Source organism: Streptomyces paludis (assembly GCF_003344965.1).
Taxonomy (GTDB): Bacteria; Actinomycetota; Actinomycetes; order Streptomycetales; family Streptomycetaceae; genus Streptomyces; species Streptomyces paludis.
The window spans coordinates 2261817-2285667 of sequence record NZ_CP031194.1 but is presented as its reverse complement, the minus strand read 5'-3'; the positions used below and the strand labels follow the sequence as shown (position 1 = coordinate 2285667).

Sequence of the window (23851 nt, the reverse complement as noted above, 5' to 3'; positions counted from 1 at the left end):
CGCATGTGAAATTGTCACTATTTCCCGAATCGACTTGATTGGTAGCCTCCGATTTGGCCAACGGGAAGGCTCGGGAAATGTGCGGCGACTCGTGGGGGCTGGAGCGCGTCATGACGAAACCGAAGGTGCCGAACAGGCTATTGCGCGGCCTGCTGGCCGAGGCGGGCTGGACCGAGGACTTCCTCGCCCGGCAGGTCAACGCGGTGGCCGCCGAATCCGGTGTGGTGATGCGGCTGGACCGGCGGTCGGTGACGCACTGGCTCGCCGGCCGGCGTCCCAGATCACCGGTGCCCGAGCTGATCGCCGAGGCGATCTCTCGCGGGCTCCACCGCTCGGTCGGTCTCGCCGACATGGGGCTGGGCGGGCAGGCCGCCGCTCCGGCCGTCCGGGAGGAGCGGGATCCGAGACGTCTTTCCCCCGCCGCTGCCGACCGGCCGTCGGACACTGACGGCCAGCCCCGGGACGTTGTCTCGGTTCTGACCGGTCTGGCGCAGTTCGACGACGACCGGCGGCGGGCGCTGTCCGCCACCGCCTACCGCGTGGCCGCTCTCGCAGTGCCCGGGTGGGCGCAGGCCGCCGCCTGTCAATCCGGTCCGAGGCCCTGGCCGGACACGGCGTGTGCGCAGCGGCTGGAGTTGGGGCAGGTGGCCGCGGCCGAGCAGATGGCACGGCTGTTCTCCGACATCGACGACTCCTTCGGAGGCGGCCACGCTCGTGCGGAACTGTCCTGTTATCTCGCCTTCGACATCGCGCCCAGGCTGCGTGCCGCCGGGACTCCGGCGCTGCGACGCAGACTCCTCGCGGCGGCCACGCAGCTCACCTACCTGGCCGCGTTCATGTGCTTCGACGACGGGTGCCATGGGCTGGGGCAGCGCTACTACCGGGCCGCTCTGATGCTGGCGTGCGAGAACAACGACCCGGCCGGATACGCCGTCACGCTGCGGGGCCTGTCGGTTCAGGCACAGACCCTGGGGCACCACCAGCACGCCGTCGACCTCGCCGAGTCCGCGGCGAGGATCAGCAGGGGCACCACTGGTCCGGCCCGCCAGGCATTCTTCCTGGGGCAGGTCGCGGTCGCCGCCGCCGCGGCGGGGGACCGGCAGCACGCACTGACCACGATCGCGGCCGCGGAACGGCGCCTGGAGCAGGCTTGCTCCCGGACAGCGGGGGACTCGGCGGCCCAGGGCGGCACCGCCATGGGCAGGTACCATCCCGCGGCACTGGCGAACCAGCAGGCGGCCGTCCGGGCGCTGCTCGGTGACACGAAGGGAGCGATCGCCACGCTCGCCGAGGCCACCCGCCACCGCCCGCTGCGGGAGCGCCGCTCCCGCGCTCTCGTCCATGCCCGCCTCGCCGGGTTGCACCTGGACCAGGGAGATCTCGACCAGGCCGTCGCCGTCTGGCACGCATTCCTCGATGACGCGGCCTTCCTGACGTGCGGGCGCGCCACCACCGCGGTGAACGCCCTGCGATCCCGGCTTCATCCGCAGCGCGCCAATCGTGCCGTCAGGCAGCTGCTGGTCCGCACCACCACCTGGACTCCGGACACGGTGGCCTCGTGAGTGCCGGCAACATCCCAATTCAGCCATATGAGATGAGTGATCGTGAATCGTACGTTGCGGGTGGAGCGGTTTTGCGTGAGCGGCGTTCGGCCGGGAGAGATTCTGGTCGCCACCGGTATGACTCATCCTGAGCGAGGGACGGTCAGCTCGCCCGCGGCACCGCTGTTGGCCGCGGCACTGGGCCGCGGCGAACCCGATCCGGGCCGACGGCGGGTCCGGCTCCATCCGGTGAACGGGACGGCGGCGGACTCCGGCGGGGGCGGCGCGGTGCTCGTCATGGCCTCCTACCTGGACCTGAACGGCCGGGCTGTGGGCCTCGGAGCGGCCGCGCACGCGGGTGATCGCGCGGCGGTGGAGGTGTGCGCGGAGCTTGTCGCCCAGTGGGCCGGACTCCTGCGGTCGCGCCGGCTGCTGGTGGCGGATGCCGATCCCGACTGCGCGGGTGCCCGGGCGGGTATCGAGGCCACCCTCCGGGCAGTCCGTGAGGCGCCGGATGCGCCGGTGCATGTGTACGGCCGGCCGGTCGCCTCGGTCAGCCGGCTCGCGCGGCTCACCGCGGCCGGTGTCGCGATCACCGACGATCTGGATGCCGTACCGGACGGGGGAGTGGTGGTGTTCCCACCGCACGGGGTGCCCTTGCCGGTACGGGCGGAAGCGGCCGCACGCGGGCTCGGGCTGGTGGACACGACCTGCCCGCTGGCCGCCCTGACGCATCGCGATGTCGCGGCCTACGTCCACCGCGGCGACACCGTGGTGCTGATCACCGGGGCCCGCGACACCGTGGCGGAGCGGGTATCGGTCTCTCAGGCGCCGGAGTTCGTGCTGACGATGCGGAGCGCCGCACAGGCGGCCGGTCTCCAGTGGTCCGGGGCCGACCCGGACAGGCTTTCCCTCGTGGTGCAGACAGGGATCTCCGTGGAGGACGCGGCTGTGATGATCGGGACCCTGCGTGAGCGCTTCCCGCGGGTGCGCGGGCAGCATTACGACGCGCTCTGCTACGCCGCCACCGACCGCGCCGATGCCGTCCGTATGGTCGCCGGGACCAGCGACCTCACCCTGGTCCTCGGCGCCGCCGACGACCCGGACGCCGATCACATGGAGGCGGAAGCCTCCGCGGGCGGCCGGACCGTCCGTCGCCTGGCGGCCGCGGGTGATGTCGCAGCCGCCTGGCTGACCGGTGTGAACGCGATCGGCGTGGTTCCCACCCGGTCGGCCCCCGAGGAGCTGATGACCCAGGTGCTCGACGCCCTGGCGGGCCTGGGACCGCTGTCCGTCGTGACCCGGCAGGTCCGGACCGGCCCTCGCCCGGGGTACGGAGGCCCGGCACTCACCGCACCCGCCTTGCCGGACGGGACCGTCATCGACGCGTGAGATCCGGTTCATGACGGAGTGTTCGCCGACCGCTCCTCGCTGACCTTTTCTCCTGCCTCCGGCCTGGGCGCCTTGATGTTCGGCAGGGCCAGCGCGATCAGGGCGGCGGCGATCATGACGCCCGCACAGATCAGGAACGCGACACGGTATCCATGGACGAGCGCCTCGACGGGATGGGATGTGTCGACGGCGTTGGTGGTCGCGGTGGCGGCGATGGTGGTGAGTACGGCGAGGCCGATGGCTCCGCCGACCTGGCGGGAGGTGTTGAGCAACCCGGAGGCGGCGCCGGCGTCCTCGGGACCGACGTCGGAGGTACCGGTGAGGGTGATCGACAGGAGCAGGAAGCCCAGGCCGATCCCGACGATGAGGGTGGGCCCGAGGATATGGGCCAGGAAGACCGGGGGACGGGCGGGCACTCCGGACAGCCAGGCCATGCCGGCGGCGACGACGAGCCCGCCGATGATGATCAAGTTGCGGGGCCCGAGGACGAGGACGAGCTTGCGGGAGGCGAAGCCGCCGACGATGACGATGAGGGTCACGGGCACCATGGCCATGCCGGCCCGCAGAGGGCCGTAACCGATGGCCTGCTGCAGGTACAGGGAGATGAAGAAGAAGGACGCGTTGAGGACCACCCCGAGAAGGAACATGACCAGGTTTCCGAGCGCCAGGGTGCGCAGCCGGAACAGGGTCCGCGGGATGAGCGGCTGGGCGCTGGTGATCTGGACGGCCACGAAGCACGCGATGAGGACCACGGCCGCGCCAAGGGCGATCAGGACCTTCGACGACCCCCACCCGTCGGCGGACGCCTGCGAGAGCCCGTAGGAGAGCGCCCCGATCCCCAGGGTCACGCTGAGGGCGCCGGGAAGATCGAGCCGGACCCGCTTGGGGCCGACCCGGGCGGGGAGCAGGCACAGGACCGCCGCGGTGAACAGCGCGACGCCGGGCGGGATGTTGATGAACAGCACCCATCGCCAGTTCAGCTCGCTGGTGAGTACGCCGCCCAGGAGAACACCGGCCGTGCCGGCGAACGCGATGGTGATGCTCCACAGGGACAGGGCGCGCTGCCGCTGGGTTTCGTCGGTATGGCTCGTGGTGATGAGGCTCAGACTGGTGGGTGTGAGCGCGGCGGCACCGATGCCCTGGACGAACCGGGACACGATCAGCGTGGTGGGACTGGTGGCAAGGCCGCCCACGAGGCTGGCGGCGGTGAAGACGACCATGCCGAACAGGAACACGCGTTTGTGACCGAACAGGTCACCGGCCCTGGCGGCCAGCAGCAGGAAACCGCCGAGAGTGATCAGGTAGCCGGTCACGACCCACTGCTGCTCGCTGACCGACATGTCCAGTGCGTCGTGCATCTGCGGCAGGGCGAGCGTGACGATCGTGGTGTCGAGCACGACCATGAAGAGCGCCACGCAGGATATGGCCACTACGACACCGAGTGGCAGGTTCGGTCGAAGGACCGCGGGGGTGGGCGGTGAGGGAGGGAGTGCGGACATCGGACCTCCTGGTGAACGCCGTTCACCGTGAACGTTGTTTACTGTGAACGTCGTTTACGTTAGCTATATGATTCGGGGGATGTCAACGATGGAGCGACGAATGCTGCTGCGAAAGGCCGACGTGGTCGACGGCGCCCTGAAGTTCCTCGACGCCGAAGGGCTCGACGGTCTGACGATGCGCAAGCTCGGCGCCGCGCTCAACGTGCACGGCGGTGCCCTCTACCGGCACTTCCCGAACAAGGCGGCCCTGCTCGAGGCGATGGCCAACAAGCTCACCGAAGGTGTCGGGGTCCCCTTGCCCGAGGCTCCCTGGCGCGACCAGATCTACGTCCTGGGACAGCGGTTCCGGACGGCCATGCTGGCGCACCGCGACGGCGCGCGCCTGGTGAGCGGCACCCACGCCACCGGCGCCAACTCCATCACCGCGGGCAGCCTCGTCGTCGATGTTCTCTGTGGAGCGGGCCTGGCCCCCGCACAGGCCGGATCGCTGGCTTTCTCCCTTTATTACTACGTTCTCGGCCACACCATCGATGAGCAGAACCAGGCCCACTCGTCGGCCGAGGAGTGGCAGGCCCGCGGCACCCAGCTTGCGAACGTGCTGTCGCCCCAGTACGCGGAGGCGTTCGCTTCCCTCATGAAGACCGATCCGGCGGAACGGTTCGCCTACGGTCTGAACACCTTCATCGAGGGCGTCGCCAGCCGGATCCCACCGACGGCCGCTACCCGGTGAGATCGCGGTCCGATCCCCATCCGCGGAAGTCGGCGCCGCTGTAGAAGGTGACCGACCAATCGAGCAGGCGGAGCAGTTCGACAGCGGGCGCGGACCCGGCGGTCACCAGTGCCTTCAGCTGCTCCCGCGCTTTCCGGGAGTGCCGGGCGAGTTCGCCGCGTACCCATTCGGGTGAGGTGTCGTACATCAGGATGTTGTTCTGCCCGGGCTCGGACCGTTCCCGCTCGAAGGTGGCCAGGTCATTGGAGAGGCGGACGGCGACCTCGATCGCCTCAAGGGCGCTGTCGAGGACGGGCAGGTTGTCGAGGAGATCGCCGCGATCGCTGGTCGCCCAGCGTGGGAAGTGGGTCATCCACGCGTTGGAACTGGCGGCGTAGGTCAGGTACTCCTCGGGATCGGAAGGGCCGTCTCCGCGGTCTCTGGCCCGTCCGGCGGTCCAGTCGTACCGCTCACCGCGCAGGGCCTCGGCGAATCTGGCGGCCCACAGGCCGGCCAGTCGCGGGTAGAGCGGAGCACTCTCCAGCGCGGACTGCCAGCCGGACAGCGAGGCCAGCAAGGGGTGGCTGTCGTCTCGGCCACCGCTCCGGACGACCGCGTCGCAGCGGCCGAACAGGTCGTCGAGTTCGTCGAGGCTCCGGACGTTCTGCTCGACATGGTCGTCCAGCGCGTAGGCCCACACGTACATGCGCGCCGGCAGCCGGAGTTCGTCCGCGCCGCGCCACGGGCTGATCGCCGCGGTGGAGATCGCGAGGGCTTCGATGGGCGTGGCCGCAAGGACCTGCGGGTATTGAGCCGCCCAGGACCGCAGGTCGGCCAGGAGTTCCAGCGCCAGTACGGTGACCGGCACACACTGCGCCGCGGACGGAAAAGAGAGGCCGTCGAGGGTCTGGGACACGTCCGTGCTCAATTCTGGGCCTCGGTCAGGTGCCGCGTCGCGGCCAGGGTGGCAAGGATCTCGGCGCGGATGACCCGGACCGGCGTGTACAGGTCCTTGTCGTGCCACAGCGGCGGATCGTCGCTGTCGGTCCCGATATGGTGCGACAGGAACGCCCTGCCGCCGAGGATCGCGTCGATGGCCGGCCGATCGGGGACGGCGCGGTGATTCAGTATCTGAAGGGCGTAGGCGGTCTCCTCGCCGGTGCCCGCCCATTGTCCCCATGACCCGTCGGCGCGCTGTGTGCTCAGCACCCAGCGGACGGCGTTGTCCAGGGCCGCGGATGCCTGCGGTCCGTCCAGGCGGGACACGGCGGCGGCACCGCAGGCGGTCGCGTAGTACGGAGAGGCGTGCCACTTGTCGGTCCAGTGACCGGCCGGGTGCTGCTGCTCGGTGAGCCAGCCGCCCACCCGCTCCACGGCGAGGTCGCAGCGCGGGTCGCCCTGTCCGTGGCGATCCGCCAAGGCGACGAGGATGTGCGCGTTCGTCGAGGTTGAAGGGGTCCGTTCGTTGGGGAAGCAGACGAAGTGGCTGCCGGTGTCGTATTCCCACAGGCAGTCGACTGATTCGGGTTTCCCGAGAAGCGCGAGGGCGTGCAGGGCGGCGGCCGTGTCATCGGAGTCGGCCGGGAGACCCGGGCCGGCGGGCAGGCCATTCGTCCGCAGAGCGCTCCGCAGGCTGTCCGGGACCTGGGCGGGGATCTCCACATCCAGACCGGAGCCGCACAGTGCCGTCACCACCCATGCCTGTTCGAAATAGGTGATCGAGGTGATGCCCGAGACCGGGCCGCCATGGCGTGCCTGGGTCCGGTGCAGATAGTCCAGACATGATGTCGCGGCGTACGCATGAGGCGGATCGCCCAGCCAGGCGGTGGTGGCCGCGGGAGAGGCGCCTACCGATCCGCTCGTCGGTATCACCGCGGGGGACCGGACGGCCGGTGTGCCGAGGGCCTCCAGCGAGTGCCAGGTCTTCTCGGGGATGCCGGAGTGGGTACGCAGAAGCTCGCGGATCCGGCTCAGCGTTCCCGTGTCGGCCTGGAGACTGAGCCGGCCGGGCATACCGTCTCGGCCGTCCATCCGGGTGAGCCGCTGATTGATCTGTTCGACCAGCCAGGGCACCAGAAGCTCCACCGCGATGGTGTCCGGCAATTGGACGTTCCGGCGGGACCGCCTGGCCAGTGCGGCCATCCCTGATTCCACGGCCCTGGCGACCCGCCGCGTGTCATACGGTCCGGCGACGGACAGCAGGGCGTCGACGGCGCTGAGCGTGGGCAGCAGACCGTAAGCCGCCGGCCCGCCCCAGGTACCGTCCTCGTGCTGCTCCGCCAGCAGGAACTCCACACGCTGTTGATGGCCGGCCAGCCAGGACGCGGACGCCACCATCCGCGCGGTCTCGTACACCGAGGGTGAGGTGAGTCCGTAGGGATCGGCGGTCATCGCGTCGACGATTTCCTGAGCCGAACCGCGCATGGCCGCGAAGGAGGTCACGTTCATGATCCGCCCGCCTCTAGTCTCTGAGATCTGTGATCGTCGCTTTCCGGACCGGTTGGCGCAGACGTTCCTGGAGCCTCATCGGGAGAGGGCCCGGTTTGAGCGTGGCCCGGGCGATGGGCCGCATCGGCCGGTCGGTGACCGGGCTCAGGTTCCAGCGGCCCGCGATTCCCGCGACGGCCAGCATCGCTTCGTTGAGCGCGAACTGGTCGCCGATGCACTTTCGGCCGCCCGAGCCGAAGGGGAGCACCGACCGGCGTGACTCCTCACTCATTCCCCCGGGCTGCCAGCGATCCGGATCGAAGGTTTCCGGGCTGGGGAACAGATCCGGATCGTGGTGCAGGATGTAAGGGCTGAGCAGGAACGTCGTCGCCTCGGGGAACTCATGACCGCCGAGTTCGCAGGCGGTGGTGGTGGCACGGGTGAACATCCACGCCGGCGGATAGAGGCGAAGGCTCTCCATGAGCACCTGCCTCGTGAACGTCAGTCCGGAGAGATCCTCGAAGCGGGGTGTCCGGCCGCCCAGCAGGCCGTCGACTTCGTCCCGGAGACGGGCGCCGGCTTCGGGGTGTGCGCCGAGCAGATGAAAGGTGAACCCCAGCGCTGTCGCGGTGGTCTCCGAGCCGGCGATCAGAAGGATGAGGGCCTGATCGAAGATCTCCTGGGTTCCGAGCGGGTCTCCGGTCACCTCGTCGCGTGCGTTCAGCAGGCTTGCGAGAAGGCCGGGGTCCTGGCCCTTCTTGCGTCTCACCTCATGGATGATCTCTTCGGTGAGCTTCCGCATTTCGGCGATCGCGCGGGGATACTGCCGGTTCATCCTCGTCGGAACGAGTGACAGGAGCCGTGCCGGGACGAACATGCGGCGGAAGAAGCCGTCCATGAGGACCGGGAGCCATTTCTCCACCTGAGCGACCAGCTCGTGATCCGCGGGGACCGAGAACAGGGCTCTGGTCGTGATGCGGAGGGTGAGGGTCGCCATCGCCCTGTCGATGTCGACGACATCGCCTGATCGCCATGTTCGCATCAAGGCGGCTATCTCGTCCGCCATGAGCCCGGCGTAGTGGTTGATGTGCCTGTGGTCGAACGACGGCTGCATCAGCGGGCGTTGTCGGCGATGGTCGTCCCAGCGGCAGGTGACCAGGCCATTGCCCACCGCCTCGCGTCCCCGCTCGTAGAACAGGCCGCCTTTGTCGTGGACCCGGGGATCCTTGAGTATCTGCCGGAACAGGGCTGGTTCGCAGGGCACGTAGGCATCACCGGGGCCGATCCGGATTCGCACAAGGCTGCCGAATGCCGGAAGCGTCTTGAGGAATTCCAGTGGCCGGGTGAGCAGTGGTACGGCGTGGCCCGCCAGAGGCAGGCTTCGGGGGGCTGTTCTCATGGCAGGTTGCTCCGGCATGGCTCCAAGTACGACAGACCGGGGCCCTCCCCGACAGGGGCCGAACACGCGCGACGTGTCGCGCTTCGGACGCGTGTCGCGCTTGCCCGCGGAGGCGCGACACACGGCCGAAGCGCGACACGTCAGTCCGTACGGGGGCCTTGCCGGGCAGGCCCTGGAGCAGCGCAAATGAGAGTTGTACGCGTACGGAAACCCCATTCCCGTCTCGGCGAGAGTTCGACGAATCGTCGTGTGTGAAGGCAGGAGGATGCCCGTGGCTGAGCAGGCCGCCCCCAACGCTCCGGTGGCGAGACCGGACGCCGAAAGCCGGCTGGACCTTGACCGCTCGGCTCTGCTCGCGATGGGTCACGGCCGTCTTCGTGCCCTTGCGGCCGAGATCAGGACGATGCTGGTGGAGCAGGTGTGCGCCTCCGGTGGGCATCTGGGCGTGAACCTGGGCGTGGTGGAGCTGTCGATCGCGCTGCACCGGGTCTTCGACTCCCCGCGGGATCCGATCGTGTTCGACACCGGGCATCAGTCGTATGTCCACAAGATCCTTACGGGGCGGGCGAAGGAGTTCGGGAGCCTGCGCCGGCGGCACGGCCTGTCGGGCTACCCGTCGCGGGCCGAGTCCGTCCACGACTGGGTGGAGAACTCGCACGCCTCGACCGCGCTCTCCTACGCGCACGGGCTTGCCGCCGGGCTCGGGCTCCATGATCACCGGGCGGGCAGGTCCGTGGCGGCGGTGATCGGGGACGGGGCGATGACCGGAGGTCTCGCCTGGGAGGGCCTGAACAATCTGGCTGAGCGTCCGGAGCTGCCGGTGGTGATCGTGCTCAACGACAACGGCAGATCCTACGATCCGACGATCGGCGGCCTCGCCCGGCATCTGGCCGGACTGCGCGCCGGACGCCGCGGTCCGGGCGCCGATGGCCCGAACGTGTTCGAGCAGCTGGGACTCGCCTACCTCGGCCCGGTGGACGGGCACGACATCCCCGCCACGGAGGCGGCGCTGCGAAAGGCGCGCGAAATGCGCCAGGTAGTGGTGGTGCACACCGTCACCGACAAGGGCCGCGGCTGGGCGCCGGCCGAGACCGACCCGGCGGATCGTATGCACGGGATCGGCGTGCTCGACCCCGTGACCGGGAGGCCCCACGCTCCGGCGGGCACGTCGTGGACCGAGGTGTTCGGGCGGGAGATGGCCGAGCTGGGCGCGGAGTTCGAGGACATCGTCTGTCTGAGCGGCGCGATGCGCGGGCCGGTGGGACTCGCTCCGTTCGCCGAGCGTTTTCCCGAGCGGTTCTTCGATGTCGGGATCGCCGAGCAGCAGGCGGTGTGTACCGCGTCGGGAATGGCGATGGCGGGGAGCCGTCCGGTGGTCGCGGTCTACGCCACGTTCCTCACCCGGGCACTGGACCAAGTACTCATGGACGTTGCCCTGCACCGCATGCCGGTGACGTTCGTCCTCGACCGCGCCGGAGTCACCGGGCCGGACGGGGCAAGCCACCACGGCATGTGGGACCTGGGGTTCCTCGCACAGATCCCCGGCCTGAGGGTGGCCGCCCCGCGTGACGCCGGGCAGCTCAAGGCGCTGCTGCGCGAAGCGGTCACGGGAACGGGACCGTGCGTGATCCGCTTTCCGAAGGCCGCGGCGGGACCCGGGATCGCGCGGCTCAAGGGCATTGACGGGATCGACGTGCTTCACCACGACGAAGCCGGCAAGCGCGATGTACTGCTGCTGGCCTGCGGCCCACTGGCCGCCGACGCGGTCGAAGCGGCACGGCGACTGGAGGCCCGCGGCGTCGGTGTGACGGTCGCCGATCCACGCTGGGTCCTGCCGGTTCCCGAGGCCGCGCTCGATCTCGTCCGGAGCCACGGCTCGGTGGTGACGGTCGAGGACGGCTGCCGCGTCGGAGGATTCGGCGCCGCGCTTGCCCTGGCCTGCGTGGACGCCGGACTTCCGCACCGGATACGGGTGCTCGGGCTGCCGAGGGAGTTCATCGAGCACGGTTCGCGCGGCGAACTGCTCGCGGCACACGGTCTCGACGCACCCGGTATTGTCCGCGCGTCCCTCGACGCGCTCGCCCTTGCCCGCCCCGCTGAGAGGACGCGATGACCCTCGTCGATGTACCCACTCCGGCTCTCCCTCCGTCCGCCGGGGTCCTGCGCCCGCGCCGGACCAGCAGACGGCTTGAGGTGGGCAGTGTGCCCGTGGGCGGCGGTGCGCCGGTCAGCGTGCAGACGATGACCACCACCGTCACCGCCGACGTCGATGCCACCCTGCAGCAGATAGCCGCGGTCACCGCGGCCGGGTGCGATATCGTCCGGGTCGCCGTGCCCTCCCAGGACGACGCCGACGCGCTTGCCTCGATCGTCGAACGGTCCCCGATCCCGGTGATCGCCGATATCCACTTCCAGCCCCGGTACATCTTCTCCGCCATCGACGCCGGATGCGCGGCCGTGCGGGTCAACCCCGGCAACATCAAGCGTTTTGACGACCAGGTCCAGCGGATCGCCGAAGTGGCGGGCGCGGCGGGCGTCCCGATCCGTATCGGGGTCAACGCGGGTTCCCTCGACGCGCGGTTGCTGGCCAAGCACGGCGGCCCCACCCCCGGAGCCCTCGCCGAATCGGCGCTGTGGGAGTGCTCGCTGTTCGAGGAGCACGGCTTCACCGATCTGAAGATCGCCGTCAAGCACCACGACCCCCTCGTGATGATCCAGGCCAACCGGATCCTCGCGCGCTCCTGCGACTACCCCCTGCACCTCGGGGTGACCGAGGCCGGACCCGCCTTCCAGGGTTCGATCAAATCCGCCGTCGCGATGGGAGTCCTTCTCGCGGAGGGGGTCGGTGACACCATCCGTGTCTCCCTGTCCGAGCCGCCGGTCGAGCAGGTCAAGGCCGGCATCCACATCCTCGCCTCGCTCGGGCTGCGCGCCCGCCGCCTCGAGATCGTCTCCTGCCCCGGATGCGGGCGGCTCCAAGTCGATATCCACTCCCTCGCCAAGAAGGTCGAGGCGGCTTTCGACGGATTCCCCCACCCGCTGCGGGTGGCGGTGATGGGCTGTGTGGTCAACGGTCCCGGTGAATCGCGCGAGGCGGACCTCGGTGTGTCCTCCGGCAACGGAAAGGGCCAGATCTTCGTACGTGGCCAGGTCGTGGCCACGGTTCCCGAAAGCCGGATCGTCGAACGACTCATGGAAGAAGCGCTGCGTATCGCCGAGTCCGACACCTCAGAGACCGCGGAGGACAACCTGTGACCGGGACTCTTACCTCTCCTGCCGACCTGGACCTCGACTCCTACCGGATCCGGGTGGAGGCGTGTCTGGAGGCGTTCCTCACCGGGAAGATCCACGCCGCCCAACCGTACGCCCTGCCCGCGGTCCAGGGTCTCCGGACGTTCCTGGCCGCCAGCGGCAAGCGGATCAGGCCCCTGCTCTGCGCGTGCGGCTGGCATGCCGCAGGGGGCGGGCCCGAGGGAGCCGGCCTGGTAACGGCGGGGGCCGCTCTTGAGATGTTTCACGCCTTCGCCCTGATCCACGACGATGTCATGGACCGTTCCGACGTCCGCCGCGGCCGGCCCACCGTTCACCGGGGCATGGCCACCGAATTCGCCCGTACTCACCCGCACGCCGAGGCGGAGCAGCTGGGCATCGGCGCGGCGATTCTCATCGGCGACCTCGCGATGACCTGGTCCGACGAACTCCTGCGCAGCGTGGGCCTGTCGCCGGACCGCCTCGCCGCCGTGTTCTCGCTGATCGACAAGATGCGCACGGAGGTCATGTACGGGCAGTACCTCGACCTCACGGGCGGCGCGCGGTTGGAGGCGTCCACCCGGCGCCCGCTCACCGTCATCAGGTACAAGACCGCGAAATACACGATCGAGCGGCCGTTGCAGGTCGGCGCGGCGCTCGCCGGCGCGGACCGGCGGCTGCTCGACGCCCTCAGCGCTTTCGCGATCCCGCTCGGTGAGGCGTTCCAGCTGCGCGACGACCTCCTCGGGATATTCGGCGACCCGGGGGAGACCGGCAAGTCCCGCTCCGACGACCTGCGCGAGGGCAAACACACCGTCCTGGTCGCACTCACGCTGGCCGCCGCCGACAAGGAGCAGGAGGCCGACCTGCGCGCGACCCTGGGTGACCGGGCGATCACGGAGGACGCGGCCGAGCGCGCGAGGGAGATCATGACCGCGACCGGCGCCGCCGCGGGCGTCGAGCAGATGATCGAGGAGCGCTACCGCCAGGCCCTGGACGCACTGGGGGCCGCCCTCCTGCCCGAACCCGTCGAGCACGCGCTTCGCACCATCGCGCGCGCGGCTGCCTGGAGGAACTCATGAGCGGCGAGGGCAAGCGGGTATTGCTCGCCGCCCCCCGCGGCTTCTGCGCCGGAGTCGAGCGGGCGGTGGCCGCGGTGGAGAAGGCGCTCGAACTCTATGGTGCGCCGGTCTATGTCCGGCACGAGATTGTCCACAATGTCCATGTCGTGCGCGAACTCGAAGCCAAGGGCGCGGTGTTCGTGGACGAGGCCGCACAGGCACCCGAGGGCGCGATCCTGATGTACTCCGCGCACGGTGTCGCCCCGGCCGTGCGCGCCGAGGCCCGGGCGCGCGGGCAGCGGACCATCGATGCCACCTGCCCGCTGGTCACCAAGGTCCACAGAGAAGTGCAGCGATACGTGGCCGAGGACTACCACATCCTTCTGATCGGACACGAAGGCCACGAAGAGGTCATCGGCACCATGGGCCATGCCCCCGGACGGGTCACCCTGGTCGACGGCCCCGAAGACGCACTCCACATCAGCGTGCCCGACAGGGAAAGACTCGCGTGGCTGTCCCAGACCACCTTGTGCGTGGACGAGACCACCGAGACCGTCGAGGTGCTCGCCGAACGCTTTCCCCACCTTCAGGGCCCGCCCAGCTCGGACATCTGTTACGCGACCCAGAACCGGCAGCAGGCCGTCAAGCGGCTCGCCGCCGACTCCGATCTCGTCCTGATCGTCGGCTCGGCCACGTCCTCCAACTCCCGCCGTCTCGTCGAGACAGCCGTCCTGGCGGGCGCCCGCCGGGCCCATCTGATCGAGGACGCCACGAGGATCGACGAGGCATGGCTCGAAGGAGCCGGGGCCATCGGTCTGTCCGCCGGGGCCTCGTCTCCCGAGTCCCTCGTCCAGGAGGTCCTCGGCTTCCTGGCGGCACGCGGCTGGGACCGGGTCGAGACCTCCCGGGCCGCCATCGAGTCGATCACCTTCGCCCTTCCCCATGAGCTGAACGCCGCCCCGCCCCACCAGGCGCGGATGGCCGAGAAGAAGCCGATATAGTCATCGATTTTCCAGTATCGGTTGAATTGCTCAATCGTTTACGCAATGATCGGCCGAATCGAACGCAGCCGATGATTGCATCCTGGAGGTTGAAGTGAGCGATGTGGCCGTACGGTCGGTTTCTGCCGCCGAGTTGGAAATCGCGTGCCGAATAGTCGGGCTCGCCTTCGCCGATAATCCGAGTAATCTGGCCACCGTGCGCGGTGACCAGGAAAAGGCCACCCGGGCGATGGAGCAGGGAACGCGCATCATCAAGCTCGGGAGCCCTTTCAGCCATGTGCTCGGGGCCGAACGGAAAGGGCGGCTCGTCGGCGTGCTGAATGCCACGGAATGGCCGCACTGTCAGATGACGACGGGCGAGAAACTGAAAATGGCGCCGGTGATGATCCGGACGATCGGCTTCAACCTGCCGCGCGCCTTCAAGGTGATGAGTTCGAGGGCCAAGCACGAGCCCCGCGAGCCCCACTGGCACATAGGGCCGGTCGCCGTGCACCCGGAAGAGCAGCGGCACGGGGTCGGGACGGCGCTGCTCGGCGCGTTCCTCGACGAGGTCGATCAGCAGCGGGCACCTGTCTTCCTGCAGACGGATGTCGACCGCAACGTCGTGCTCTACGAGAGGTTCGGCTTCAAGGTGGTCTCCCAGGAGGAGATCCTTGGCGTCAACACCCGCTTCATGTGGCGCGAGGCGCGCTGAGCGACCTCAGCACCGCGTGCAGCTTTTCGAGGACCAGCCGGCTGCACGCGGCCGCTGCGGGCACCATGTCCTGCATCAGGAAATAGCCGTGGACGAGACCTGGTCCAGGTATCTCGCACACGGACACACCTGAGGCGTCCAGCCTTTCGGCCAGCCGCACTCCCTCGTCGTGAAGCGGGTCGAACTCGGCGGTGGCGAGCACCGTCGCCGGCAGACCCCGCAGATCGGCGTTGAGCAGGTCGACAGCGGGATCGCCGCGGTGCCGCGGGTCGGGGACGTACATCTCATAGCTCCAGACCATGTCCGCGACGGTCAGCAGGTATCCCTCGGCATGCTCGGAGGCCGAGGCGATCCGCAGGCTCGGATCCACCGGCGGGTACATCAGCAGCAGCGCGGCGAGCGGTAGGTCACCGGTGTCGCGTGCGTCGAAGGCGACACCCAGCGACAGGCCGGCACCGGCACTGTCGCCGGCGATCACATGATCGCGGCCGGGGAACGACCGAGCCGTCCAGCGGGCCGCGGCGACGGCATCGCGCAGCGGAGTGGGGTACGGGAACTCCGGCGGCCGTCGATAGTCGGCGGAGACGACGACGGCGCCCAGTGTCGCCGCGAGGATCCGGCAGGCCCCGTCGTGAGTGTCGAGATCGCCCAGCACCCATCCGCCACCGTGCAGATAAGTGATCACCCGGCGCTCATCCGATGCCGGCGTGTACACCCTGCACCGGATCGAGGCTCCGTCCGCGGTACCGATCGTCTGATCGACGGCGGTGACAGCGGTGGGGGGAAGACCGTCCTCCCGGTGCGGGCGCGACACACTCGCCCGGTACCGCTCACGGGCCTGTTCGACTGTCAGGAAGCGATCCGGAACCGGAGGATCCCCGGCGCTCTGCCAGGCGATCAAGCTGCGCAAAAATCGGTCCAAAGGCATCACGGCCCCCTGCGGGCTGGTTCGTGGAATCAACGATTAATGATAAATGGTTCGTTCTGGAAGAACCATGGTGAAGATCGCTCTGAAACGAATGCAAATCACATGGGCGCATATGGAAAATTAATCCTTCTCCAGTACGGGACGCTGCGGTACCGTCGAGTGATGGTTTCAGGTCCGGGGGAAGGTTCTGCTTATGCCCAATCCATTCGAGGACGACAGCCGGGAGTATCTGGCGCTGAGTAATGAAGAAGAGCAGTATTCGCTCTGGCCGCAGGACACCGAGGTCCCCGTCGGCTGGCGCGTCGTGTACGGGCCGGCCACCAGGAAGGAGATTCTTGACCATATCGAACGGTCATGGACGGATATGCGGCCGAAAAGTCTGCGGAACGCAGTCGCACAAGGAGACTCCCGGTGACGGCCGATCTGAAGAGCTGGGTGAGATTCGTCCGCTGGCCCGCGGAGCGCGACATCCGTGAGGAGTGCCGGGCAACGCGGCGTCTCTGTCTTCTGGTCGTGGAGCATGGCGCCCCTCCGCCCGAGCGGATCGGTCTCTACGAGGACTGGGTACGCCCGCCCATCGTTCCGGAGGATCTCCAGGCCCGGGTCAGCCAGCTGGAGGCCCGTGTCGTCCTCAACGAGAAGCCCGTGCTCGACCCGGCCGGTATTCTCTGCTTCCGGGACTCCTCCGTCACGCTCTCGATGCTCCAGTGCGAGATCCTCGCCCCGCTGGTCACCCGCTACTGCCAGGTGGTCTACCGCGACGAACTGGGGAAGATCCTTGAGCAGGCCGGTGCCAGCGCGTCCAGCAACGCGATCGATCTGCATGTGCTCCGGCTGCGCCGCCGGCTGCGGCCCGTCGGCCTCACGCTGCGGAACGTCTGGGGACGGGGCTTCACCATCGAGCCGGACTAGGGCCTCTCGTCTGGATCTCGCCGGCCTCGCGTGCCCCGGTGCCGCGCACCACTATTCGTCCCCATCACGCTGGAAGCCTGCCTCGGAGGCGGAGTTGAGTGTTTTCCCGGATTTCTTCGAGTCCAAGGTCGCCGAGTCCGCCGACGCTCCGGCGGTCGTCTTCGGAGACACCGTCGTCGGCTACACGGAGCTGAACGCACAGGCGAACCGGCTCGCCAGATGGCTGATCGCATCCGGCGTCGGCCCCGACCGCCTGGTCGCGATCGCGGTGCCGCGTTCGGTGCGGCTGGTGGTCGCGGTGCTCGCCGTACTGAAGGCCGGCGGGGCGTACCTGCCACTGGACCCGGCCTATCCGGCCGATCGGCTCACGCACATGGTCATGGACGCGAAGCCCGTCCTGCTGCTGCGGACGGAAGACGTCACCTCGCCGCGGCTGGACGTGCCCGAGGCCGTACTCGGCGACCCGGCCTTCGAAGCCGCCTGCGAACGGAAGAGCGGTGGCGACGTCACTGAGGACGAGCGCCTCGCGCCGCTGCGCCCGGCCCATCTGATGTACGTCATCTACACCTCCGGTTCGACCGGCGTGCCCAAGGGTGTCGCGGTCAGCCACTCCGGTGTGGCAGACCTGGTCTCGACCCAGGCGAGGGTGTTCGGAGTCGGTCCCGGCGAGCGTGTGCTGCAATGGGCGTCCTTCAGCTTTGACGCCTGGTTCTGGGACTTCACACTGGCCCTGCTGAACGGTGCGGCACTCGTCATGGCGGAGCAGCACGAGCTGATGCCGGGGGAGTCGCTGCGTGACACCATGCTCAAGCACGACGTCGACCACGCTGTCCTGCCGCCGGTGGCGCTGGGTATCACCGACAGTGCGGGGCTTCTGCTCGGCGGCACGGTCACCTCCACCGGTGATGTCTGCACGAGGTCCCTGGCGGCTGAGTGGTCCAAGGGCAGGCGCCTCTACAACGGCTACGGCCCGACCGAGGTGACGGTGGGCGCGTCGATCGGCGGGCCGATCGAGGGCATCCAGGAGGAAGTGCCCGTCGGGACGCCGTGGGACGGCGGCGCGGTCCACGTGCTCGACGGGTCGCTGAGCGACCTGCGCGACGGCACCGAAGGCGAGCTGTACCTGGCGGGCTCAGGCGTGGCCCGAGGCTATCTGAACCGTCCCGGCCTGACCGCGGCCCGCTTTGTCGCGGATCCGTACGGCCCGCCCGGCAGCAGAATGTACCGGTCGGGCGACAGGGGCAGGCGCGAGGCCGACGGCGCGCTGTACTTCACCGGCCGGGTCGACAACCAGGTCAAGGTCCGTGGCTTCCGTGTCGAGCTGGGTGAGGTCGAGGCGCGGCTGGAGAGCCACCGGGCCGTGGAGATCGTCGTCGCGGTGGTGAGCGGTGACGACGCCTCCTCCCAGCACATCGTCGCCTATGTCAAGCCCTCGGCGCGGCACGAGGTGACGGAGGAGCAGCTGCGCGAGCACGCTCGTGGCGCACTTCCCGAGCACATGGTCCCGTCGGCCGTCGTGATGCTCGAACGGTTCCCGACCCTGCTGAACGGGAAGATCGATCGCGGGGAACTCCAGGAGCGGGCGGCGCGCACCGCGCCCGCCACCACGGTGCCCGTCGCCGCGGGCGACCGGGGATCGTACGAACAGATCCTCTGCGGCATGGTGAGGGAGACGCTGAAGATCGGCGAAGTGGGGCCCGAGGACAACTTCTTCGATCTGGGCGGCCACTCGGTACTCGCCGCGAAGCTGGCCAGGCGGGTGCGCCAGGAGCTGGGCGTGGTCCTGCCGATGCGGGACATGCTCGGGGCGGAGAGCATCGCGGAGCTGGCGAGGATCATGGAGCGTGCCGAGCGCGTCTGATCCGGCGTCAGCGGCCTTCGAAGCGGACCGGCAGGACGTCGTAGCCGTTCAGGAAGTTCGAATAGATCGGCCGGGGCGTGCCGCGCAGCTCCATCCGGCCGACCTGAGCCACCAGGGCGCCGAGCAGCGTCCTCAGCTCCGCACGGGCAAGGAACGCGCCCAGGCAGTAGTGCGGGCCGTGGCCGAACGAGAGGTGCTTGTTGGGCGAGCGGGACAGCGTGAACCGGCGCGGCTCGTCGAAGACCTCCTCGTCGTTGTTGGCGGAGACGGTCCACAGCGTGACGATGTCTCCGGCGCGTACCTGGTTGCCGTTGATCTCCATGTCCCGGACGGCGGTGCGGGCCAGGTGGAAGGAGGGCGTCGACCAGCGAAGGACCTCCTCCACGGCCGACTCGACGGAGACCTCGCCCGTTCGCAGGGCCTGCCACTGACCGGGATGGTCGATCAGGGCGAGCACCCCGCAGATCGCCGAGACCCGGGATGTCTCGTCGCCGCCGAGAACCAGGCTGTAGCAGTTGACCGCCAGCTCCTCGACAGTGAGCGGGCGGCCCTCGACCTCGGCGGCGGCGAGCAGGCTGATGACATCGTCGCCGGGACGGTCGCGGCGCTCCTGCGCCAGATCCATGAAGTAGAGCACGATCTCGTTGCGGGCGCCGAGCGCGTCCAGCTCATCGTGCTCGGCGTGGACCGACGAGAGCGCCATCTTGTTCCACCGCAGCAGGTCGCCGCGGTCTCCCGCGGGAACGGACAGCAGATCGCAGATCGTGTTCATCGGGATCCGGTCCGCGATCTCGGCGGCGAAGTCGAACGAATCCCGTCCGACGGCCGCGGACACGAGCGCGGTGGTGCGCCGCCCGACCTCCTCGACGACCTTTCCGAGAACCCGCGGGGTGAACGCGCTGAACATGAGATTGCGCAAGGGCCGGTGGCGCGGAGCGTCGGTGACCGCCACCATGCTCCCGCCGGCCGAGTCGTCACCGCGCAGGACGACGTCGAGGACGTTTCCCCGAGCGGAGATCAGGGCCGCATCGGTGTACAGCGGTTGCACGTCGGCGTACCGGGACACCACCCAGAATCCCGGGTTGCGGTCCGTGGGCTCGTGCCAGTAGACGGGATTGCGCGCGCGCACTCCACGCCAGAACTCGTGAACGTCGTTCTCCACGAACGTGGCCGGATCGGTGAGGTCCAGGGAACGCGCGCTGAGATCGGTCTGGCTCATGTCGGACGGTTCCTTCTCGCGGGGACTTCCGGATAGCGGGCCATGACTTGTTCGCCGGCCCTCGGGCCACGGGCGAAGACGTAGCCGGTGGTGTCGAGCCGGCGGCCGGTCAGCCGGTCGACCACAACCGGTTCCACCGCCACGCCCGTCTCCTCGTCGACCACGATGACGCTGCGGTCCTCCGGAGCCAGCCGGTGGTTTCCGAAGGCCGCCATGACCAGGAGGAGCGGGCGCAGCGAGCGGCCCAGACCGGTGGGCCGGTACGCCGGGTCACCGGGCCCGGCTGTGTCGTCGGTCTCGAGAAGACCTCTTGCCGTCAGCACGGCGATCCGCTCCGTCAGGACATCGGCGGGAGTCCCGAGGTGCCGGCGGATCGACGCGAACCGGGTGTGGCCGTCGAGGACCTCGTGCAGGATCTCCAACGTCCACCACTGGTCGATCACCCCGGCCGTGCGTGCCAGCGGGCAGTCGTGGATGCGCGCCTGGGTCACCGCCCGCTCCCTTCGTCCGCCGGAGCCGGCAGCGACCAGTACCGCCGCATTCCGTACAACAGCGGATTCGCCGACCGGGTCACGTGGGTCGCCACCTGGACCACCTGCCCGAAGACGACGACATGGTCCCCGACCGGCAGCGTCTCACTGACCTCGCAGTCCGCGATCGTGTGGGCGTCCTCGACCAGGTGCGGGACACCGGACTCCGGGTTCCGAACCCACTCGACCTTCTCGAACCGGTCCGGCGCCCCGGAGGAGAACAGCCGCGCCATCGGTTCGGCCCGGTCGTGCAGGAGGTTGACGGCGAACGCCGACATTCCCAGCAGCGCCGCCAGCGTCGGGCTCTCCGCGCGCAGGCAGACGAGCAGGGTGGGCGGTTCGACCGAGACACCGCACAACGAGGAGCAGGTCATGCCCCACGGTGTGGCATCGGGTCCCACGGTGGTCACGATCGTGACGCCGGCCGGGTGCGCCGTCATGAGGGAACGGAAGGCAGCCGGGTCTGCCATCGCCCGTGTCGCCGTACCGGCTGGGGAATCCGCCATGCCCGGTCACCCCCTCGCCTCGGCGACGCATTCCTCGACGAACTCCACGATCCGCCGCACACCGGTTTCGAGTGCCGCCGGATCGACACAGAACGCGATCCGCACCAAGTGCCGTGCCCAGGGCGCGTAGTCGTGGGAACGGATACGACCCCTGTCGTCGACACCGGGACGCATGGCGAACCCGTTGCCCGCCACCACCGCGACGCCCTTGCGTTCGAGCAGCCGCATCGCGAACGACTCGGCGTCCAAGCCGGACCTGGTCACGTCGAGCATCGCGTACCAGCCGCCGGCCGGCAGCGCGTGCAGCAGCCCGGCCTTGATCAGCGGCGGCAGTGCCGCGTCCCGGTTGCGCTGCACCAGCTTGCGGTGGGACGCCGTCGAGTCCGCCCGGCCCTTCAGCGCGGCGATGCCCGCGTGCTGCACCGGGGTCGACGTACCGATGATGCCGGCCTCCTGGACGACCTTCATGACGTCGGCGGCGCGATCGGTGGCCGGTGCCACGTAGCCCAGCCGGTAGCCGGTCATCGCGAAGCCTTTGGAGAAGGTGAAGACGCTGTGCACGATGCGCTCGGCTGCCGGGACGTCGCGCTCGAAGGAGGCGGCCGATATGTGCTCCCCCTCGTAGCAGAAGTGCTCGTATGCCTCGTCGCTGATGACCTGCCAGCGGTTTCTCCGGGCCAGGTCCAGCAGGGTGCGGATCTCGTCGCCGTCGAGGACGACGCCGGTCGGGTTGGCCGGAGAGTTGATCAGAAGGACTCGGGTGCGGGGCGTCGCGGCGGCCGCGATCCTGTCGGGATCGGGCCGGAAGCCGGGACCCAGCGGGTACAGGACCGGCCGGAAACCCGCGAGCAGGCTCTGCTGGAGGTGGACCGGCCAGTGCAGTTCCGGCAGCAGGATCTCGGCGCCGGGTTCGGCGAGCGAATGCAGGAGGCCGGTCAGGCCCTGGGCCGAACCGGGCGAGATCAGAAGCCTGTTGACATCGCTGTCCAATCCGTTGTCCGTGCGCAGCTTCTCGGCCGCCGCCTCCCGCAGAGCGGTCAGGCCCTCAACACCGGTGTACTTGGTGTCGCCGCGCCGCACGGCGTCCACGAACGCCTGGGCGACATCGTCCGACGGATGGAAATACGGGTCGCCGACGTGCAGCTTCACCACGTCGATGCCGGTCTCCCTCTCCAGCTTCTCCGCTGCCCAGAAGATGCTGACCAGGCACGACGAGGGAATGGAGCCTGCGACGGACATGTTCTCTGGACTCACGCTCATACCCCTTTGTTCTGCGAGAGTGTTTTCGGCCGACAGGCCGGTCATGCCGTGCGCCCGCCGTCGACGGACATCAGAGCGCCGGTGACCCAGCCCGATACCTCCGAGTCGAGCAGCAGGCAGACCCACCGGCCGATCTCCCCGTCTTCTCCGAACCGCCCCATCGGGGTCGACTTGAGCAGGCCCGCGCGCAGCCGCTCGGCGCCCTCCGTGTCCAGGCCGGTCTCGTCCCACATCGGCGTCAGCACCGGTCCGGGCAGGAGGGCGTTCACCCGTACGTCCGGCGCGAGTTCCACCGCCAGGGAGCGGGTGAGGCTGTTGACGGCCGCCTTGGTCGCACCGTAGAAAGCCCGCCCGGGCATGGACAGGACGCCGCCGGCCGACGAGATGTTGACGACGCTGCCCCGGCCGGCACGGAGATACGGCAGGGCGCACCGGATCAGCTCGGCGGGCGCACGGACGTTGACGGCGAACATTGCGTCGAACTGCGCGGGGTCGATCGTGTCCAGGTCGCCGAACCGGGCCAGGCCCGCATTGTTGACCACGGCGTCGACTCCGCCGAACCTGTCGGCCGCCGCCGCGACGATCCGTTCGGCGGCCCCGGGCGCGGCGACATCCTGTGCCACGACGGACACCGCGTCCCCGTACCGCTCCGCCAGCTCCAGCAGCGGCTTCTCCCGGCGGCCGGCCACCGTGATGCCGGCCCCCGCCTTCAGCAAGCATTCCGTGATTCCCCGGCCGATGCCTGTGGCGGCGCCGGTGACGATGACGGACTTACCGGCAAGGGTCATGGCAGGGCTGGTCCTTCCAGGAGAACTTCGGAGATGTCGGCGATCAGTTCCGAGGGTTCGGAGAGCGACCCGAAGTGTCCGCCCGGCCGGACCCTTACGCCGGTCCGGCCGGTGGTGACCGCCGCCCAGGGCTCGACCCGCGCGGGGTCCATGAGCGGATCCCCGGTGTTGTAGTGGCAACGGACCTGGCAGTGCAGCGGCTCCGGGCCCGCCGCGGGCCGGTAGGTCTCGGTGAGTTCGATGTACGCGCGAAGGGGCGGGAGCAGCAGATCCCGCAGCTCCTGGTCGTCGGCGATCGACGGGTCGATTCCGCCGAAATCCCGCAGGATGGACCACAGCTCCGCGTCACCGGCCCGGTGCATCGCGCCGCCATGAGCCTGCCCTGGTGCGAGCGACCCCGAGACGACCAGCCCGTGCGCGGGGCGTCCGACTGCCTGCAGTACTCTCGCGGTCTCGTACGCGGCCAGCGCGCCCAGGCTGTGTCCGAACAGGACGCAGCGGGCCGGGTCCAGCAGTGACAGCTCCGCGCCCACGCACGACGCGATCTCGGTGATGAGGCCCGCGGGTGCCTCGCGGATCCGGTCCGCCAGGCCCGGATACTGCACGGCCAGCAGCTGGGTGCCCGCCGGCATCGCCGATGACCAGTCACGGTAGGCCGCCGCGGTACCACCGGAATGAGGGAAGCAGACCAGCCGCGCCGCCGGCCGCTCCTCGCCGCTGATGACCCGTACCCAGTTTCGCCCTTGAGTTCGCACTCGGTTCACGACACGAGGTTCACCAGGCCGATGGCCTCCCTGGCCAAAACTTTCATAGCTCTGTTGGGGATTGATGCGGCGTGAGGGCCCCTGCCCGACTCTGAAGGCGCCGCAACCAAG

At 69.2% G+C, this 23851-nt stretch carries 22 protein-coding genes; 11 read left to right on the top strand and 11 right to left on the bottom strand.

Going from position 1 to position 23851, the window contains the following annotated elements; translation table 11 throughout:
* Positions 1–110: 110 nt before the first annotated feature.
* Positions 111–1562 carry a hypothetical protein gene (locus DVK44_RS09765; protein WP_162793752.1) on the top strand — a complete coding sequence of 484 codons (1452 nt, stop codon included), beginning with the start codon at positions 111–113 and terminating at the stop codon, positions 1560–1562.
* A gap of 117 nt (positions 1563–1679) precedes the next feature.
* Complete coding sequence (locus DVK44_RS09760; RefSeq protein WP_162793750.1) at positions 1680–2933, top strand: hypothetical protein; 1254 nt, start codon at positions 1680–1682, stop codon at positions 2931–2933.
* Positions 2934–2941: 8 nt separating this feature from the next.
* On the opposite strand, the gene DVK44_RS09755 is transcribed toward DVK44_RS09760, so the two are convergent.
* Positions 2942–4363 carry a DHA2 family efflux MFS transporter permease subunit gene (locus DVK44_RS09755; protein WP_162793747.1) on the bottom strand — a complete coding sequence of 474 codons (1422 nt, stop codon included), beginning with the start codon at positions 4361–4363 and terminating at the stop codon, positions 2942–2944.
* A 169-nt stretch (positions 4364–4532) separates the two neighbouring features.
* Here DVK44_RS09755 and DVK44_RS09750 point away from each other — a divergent pair, with 169 nt between their 5' ends.
* Positions 4533–5162, top strand: a complete 630-nt coding sequence (locus DVK44_RS09750) for a TetR/AcrR family transcriptional regulator C-terminal domain-containing protein (protein WP_162793745.1) — start codon at positions 4533–4535, stop codon at positions 5160–5162.
* Here the strand turns inward: DVK44_RS09750 and DVK44_RS09745 are convergent.
* The 3 genes from DVK44_RS09745 to DVK44_RS09735 are packed head-to-tail and all read right to left on the bottom strand — an operon-like array spanning position 5152 to position 8967.
* Positions 5152–6009 (bottom strand): ent-pimara-9(11),15-diene synthase, encoded by an 858-nt coding sequence (locus DVK44_RS09745; RefSeq protein ID WP_456243364.1) that lies wholly within the window; start codon positions 6007–6009, stop codon positions 5152–5154. The two genes, DVK44_RS09750 and DVK44_RS09745, sit on opposite strands and share 11 nt — an antisense overlap.
* Positions 6010–6065: 56 nt before the next feature.
* Positions 6066–7589 (bottom strand): ent-copalyl diphosphate synthase, encoded by a 1524-nt coding sequence (locus DVK44_RS09740; protein WP_228447067.1) that lies wholly within the window; start codon positions 7587–7589, stop codon positions 6066–6068.
* Positions 7590–7602: 13 nt separating this feature from the next.
* Positions 7603–8967 carry a cytochrome P450 gene (locus DVK44_RS09735; protein WP_162793743.1) on the bottom strand — a complete coding sequence of 455 codons (1365 nt, stop codon included), beginning with the start codon at positions 8965–8967 and terminating at the stop codon, positions 7603–7605.
* 271 nt (positions 8968–9238) lie between these two features.
* Between DVK44_RS09735 and DVK44_RS09730 the strand changes: the two genes are divergently transcribed.
* From DVK44_RS09730 to DVK44_RS09710, 5 genes are all read left to right on the top strand, one after another.
* Positions 9239–11080, top strand: a complete 1842-nt coding sequence (locus tag DVK44_RS09730) for a 1-deoxy-D-xylulose-5-phosphate synthase (RefSeq protein ID WP_228447066.1) — start codon at positions 9239–9241, stop codon at positions 11078–11080.
* Positions 11077–12222 carry a flavodoxin-dependent (E)-4-hydroxy-3-methylbut-2-enyl-diphosphate synthase gene (gene ispG, locus DVK44_RS09725; protein ID WP_114659299.1) on the top strand — a complete coding sequence of 382 codons (1146 nt, stop codon included), beginning with the start codon at positions 11077–11079 and terminating at the stop codon, positions 12220–12222. The genes DVK44_RS09730 and ispG overlap by 4 nt, the downstream gene beginning before the upstream one ends.
* Positions 12219–13298: a polyprenyl synthetase family protein gene (locus tag DVK44_RS09720; protein WP_114659298.1), complete on the top strand. Its 1080-nt coding sequence runs from the start codon at positions 12219–12221 to the stop codon at positions 13296–13298. The genes ispG and DVK44_RS09720 overlap by 4 nt, the downstream gene beginning before the upstream one ends.
* Complete coding sequence (locus tag DVK44_RS09715) at positions 13295–14278, top strand: 4-hydroxy-3-methylbut-2-enyl diphosphate reductase (protein ID WP_114659297.1); 984 nt, start codon at positions 13295–13297, stop codon at positions 14276–14278. The genes DVK44_RS09720 and DVK44_RS09715 overlap by 4 nt, the downstream gene beginning before the upstream one ends.
* A 94-nt stretch (positions 14279–14372) precedes the next feature.
* Positions 14373–14972, top strand: coding sequence for a GNAT family N-acetyltransferase (locus DVK44_RS09710; protein ID WP_162793741.1), 600 nt, complete (start codon positions 14373–14375; stop codon positions 14970–14972).
* On the opposite strand, the gene DVK44_RS09705 is transcribed toward DVK44_RS09710, so the two are convergent.
* Positions 14950–15900 carry an alpha/beta hydrolase gene (locus tag DVK44_RS09705; protein ID WP_114659295.1) on the bottom strand — a complete coding sequence of 317 codons (951 nt, stop codon included), beginning with the start codon at positions 15898–15900 and terminating at the stop codon, positions 14950–14952. The genes DVK44_RS09710 and DVK44_RS09705 overlap by 23 nt on opposite strands.
* Before the next feature lie 193 nt (positions 15901–16093).
* Between DVK44_RS09705 and DVK44_RS09700 the strand changes: the two genes are divergently transcribed.
* From DVK44_RS09700 to DVK44_RS09690, 3 genes are all read left to right on the top strand, one after another.
* Positions 16094–16315, top strand: a complete 222-nt coding sequence (locus DVK44_RS09700) for an MbtH family protein (protein ID WP_114659294.1) — start codon at positions 16094–16096, stop codon at positions 16313–16315.
* On the top strand, positions 16312–16812 hold the full coding sequence (locus DVK44_RS09695; RefSeq protein ID WP_162793737.1) for a winged helix-turn-helix domain-containing protein: 501 nt from the start codon (positions 16312–16314) through the stop codon (positions 16810–16812). The genes DVK44_RS09700 and DVK44_RS09695 overlap by 4 nt, the downstream gene beginning before the upstream one ends.
* 94 nt (positions 16813–16906) lie before the next feature.
* Positions 16907–18673 (top strand): non-ribosomal peptide synthetase, encoded by a 1767-nt coding sequence (locus DVK44_RS09690; RefSeq protein ID WP_162793735.1) that lies wholly within the window; start codon positions 16907–16909, stop codon positions 18671–18673.
* A gap of 7 nt (positions 18674–18680) precedes the next feature.
* Here the strand turns inward: DVK44_RS09690 and DVK44_RS09685 are convergent, their stop codons facing one another.
* The 6 genes from DVK44_RS09685 to DVK44_RS09660 all read right to left on the bottom strand — a co-directional run bounded on the left by DVK44_RS09685 (position 18681) and on the right by DVK44_RS09660 (position 23740).
* A complete protein-coding gene (locus DVK44_RS09685) occupies positions 18681–19892 on the bottom strand; it encodes a cytochrome P450 (protein ID WP_114659291.1) in 1212 nt (403 codons plus the stop codon).
* Entirely contained in the window at positions 19889–20383 is a 495-nt protein-coding gene (locus DVK44_RS09680; RefSeq protein WP_114659290.1) for a winged helix-turn-helix transcriptional regulator, read from the bottom strand. Before DVK44_RS09680 ends, DVK44_RS09685 begins: the two co-directional genes overlap by 4 nt.
* Positions 20380–20862 carry a flavin reductase family protein gene (locus DVK44_RS09675; protein WP_228447065.1) on the bottom strand — a complete coding sequence of 161 codons (483 nt, stop codon included), beginning with the start codon at positions 20860–20862 and terminating at the stop codon, positions 20380–20382. Before DVK44_RS09675 ends, DVK44_RS09680 begins: the two co-directional genes overlap by 4 nt.
* 72 nt (positions 20863–20934) lie before the next feature.
* Positions 20935–22188, bottom strand: a complete 1254-nt coding sequence (locus DVK44_RS09670) for a pyridoxal phosphate-dependent aminotransferase (protein ID WP_114659288.1) — start codon at positions 22186–22188, stop codon at positions 20935–20937.
* Positions 22189–22229: 41 nt separating this feature from the next.
* Complete coding sequence (locus DVK44_RS09665; protein WP_114659287.1) at positions 22230–22976, bottom strand: SDR family NAD(P)-dependent oxidoreductase; 747 nt, start codon at positions 22974–22976, stop codon at positions 22230–22232.
* Positions 22973–23740, bottom strand: coding sequence for a thioesterase II family protein (locus DVK44_RS09660; RefSeq protein WP_162793733.1), 768 nt, complete (start codon positions 23738–23740; stop codon positions 22973–22975). Before DVK44_RS09660 ends, DVK44_RS09665 begins: the two co-directional genes overlap by 4 nt.
* Positions 23741–23851 lie beyond the last annotated feature (111 nt).

What these genes read in the sequence shown, in the direction of transcription:
- DVK44_RS09705 (WP_114659295.1), bottom strand. Translation starts at nt 15,900, where the DNA reads ATGCCTTTGGACCGATTTTTGCGCAGCTTGATCGCCTGGCAGAGCGCC.
- DVK44_RS09715 (WP_114659297.1), top strand. Translation starts at nt 13,295, where the DNA reads ATGAGCGGCGAGGGCAAGCGGGTATTGCTCGCCGCCCCCCGCGGCTTC.
- ispG (WP_114659299.1), top strand. Translation starts at nt 11,077, where the DNA reads ATGACCCTCGTCGATGTACCCACTCCGGCTCTCCCTCCGTCCGCCGGG.
- DVK44_RS09750 (WP_162793745.1), top strand. Translation starts at nt 4,533, where the DNA reads ATGCTGCTGCGAAAGGCCGACGTGGTCGACGGCGCCCTGAAGTTCCTC.
- DVK44_RS09670 (WP_114659288.1), bottom strand. Translation starts at nt 22,188, where the DNA reads ATGAGCGTGAGTCCAGAGAACATGTCCGTCGCAGGCTCCATTCCCTCG.
- DVK44_RS09740 (WP_228447067.1), bottom strand. Translation starts at nt 7,589, where the DNA reads ATGAACGTGACCTCCTTCGCGGCCATGCGCGGTTCGGCTCAGGAAATC.
- DVK44_RS09665 (WP_114659287.1), bottom strand. Translation starts at nt 22,976, where the DNA reads ATGACCCTTGCCGGTAAGTCCGTCATCGTCACCGGCGCCGCCACAGGC.
- DVK44_RS09760 (WP_162793750.1), top strand. Translation starts at nt 1,680, where the DNA reads ATGACTCATCCTGAGCGAGGGACGGTCAGCTCGCCCGCGGCACCGCTG.
- DVK44_RS09735 (WP_162793743.1), bottom strand. Translation starts at nt 8,967, where the DNA reads ATGAGAACAGCCCCCCGAAGCCTGCCTCTGGCGGGCCACGCCGTACCA.
- DVK44_RS09765 (WP_162793752.1), top strand. Translation starts at nt 111, where the DNA reads ATGACGAAACCGAAGGTGCCGAACAGGCTATTGCGCGGCCTGCTGGCC.
- DVK44_RS09675 (WP_228447065.1), bottom strand. Translation starts at nt 20,862, where the DNA reads ATGACGGCGCACCCGGCCGGCGTCACGATCGTGACCACCGTGGGACCC.
- DVK44_RS09700 (WP_114659294.1), top strand. Translation starts at nt 16,094, where the DNA reads ATGCCCAATCCATTCGAGGACGACAGCCGGGAGTATCTGGCGCTGAGT.
- DVK44_RS09685 (WP_114659291.1), bottom strand. Translation starts at nt 19,892, where the DNA reads ATGAGCCAGACCGATCTCAGCGCGCGTTCCCTGGACCTCACCGATCCG.